Annotated in this window: 1 protein-coding gene; it reads right to left on the reverse strand. The window is 69.9% G+C overall.

From position 1 onward, the window contains the following. Positions 1-840, reverse strand: an 840-nt coding sequence (locus IEY93_RS37550; RefSeq protein WP_189167895.1) for an acyltransferase domain-containing protein, incomplete at both ends; no start/stop codon positions are given.

Below are 840 nucleotides of genomic sequence, written 5' to 3' on the forward strand. Positions count from 1 at the left end.
CCCGGCAACACCACCGCACCGTTCACCACATGATCGGCCAACCACGGCTGCGCACCCAGCGACAACCGCCCACTGAACAGCATCGACTCGCCACCGGCCACCTCCGTCACCGCACTCAGCAACGGATGGTCCACAGTGCCGAGGCCGGCGGCGTTCATGTCTCCCGGGACGTGGCCGCTGGTGATCCAGTAGCGCTCATGCTGGAAGGCATACGTGGGCAGGTCGACGTCCCGCGTCGCCACATCGGCGAAGTACGCCGACCACTCGACGGTGACGCCACAGGTGTGCAAGCGGGCCAGGGCCGAGACGAAGCCACCGACCTCACCGGGTGCCATGCCGTGCCGTCCTGACGCCTTGCCGGTGCGCTCTTCGCGCATCCTCCCCGCAGCGCTGACGCAGACCTCCTCACCGGTGAGGGTCTGCTGGGCCAGTGCCGTCAGTGTCGCGTCGGGACCCACCTCGACGAAGACCGTCGCTCCCGCAGCACGTGCCGCAGAGACCCCGTCGGCGAACCGCACCGCCTCCCGCACGTGCCGCACCCAGTACGCCGGGTCGGCCAGCAACCCCGGTTCCGCCACCCGCCCGGTGACGTTCGACACCACCGGGATCGACGGCTCAGCGAACGTCAACGACCCCAGCACCGCGCCGAACTCCGCCAGCATCGGCTCCATCAGGGGTGAATGGAAGGCGTGCGACACCCGAAGACGACGCGTACGCACCCCACGCTCGGCCAGCACCTGAGCGATCTCCTCCACCGCCTTCTCGGCGCCGGACACCACCACGGCAGAGGGACCGTTCACCGCCGCGATCCCGACCTCGCCCTCCCGGCCGGCCAGCAAC

It is taken from the genome of Sphaerisporangium melleum (assembly GCF_014646695.1).
Classification (GTDB): Bacteria; Actinomycetota; Actinomycetes; order Streptosporangiales; family Streptosporangiaceae; genus Sphaerisporangium; species Sphaerisporangium melleum.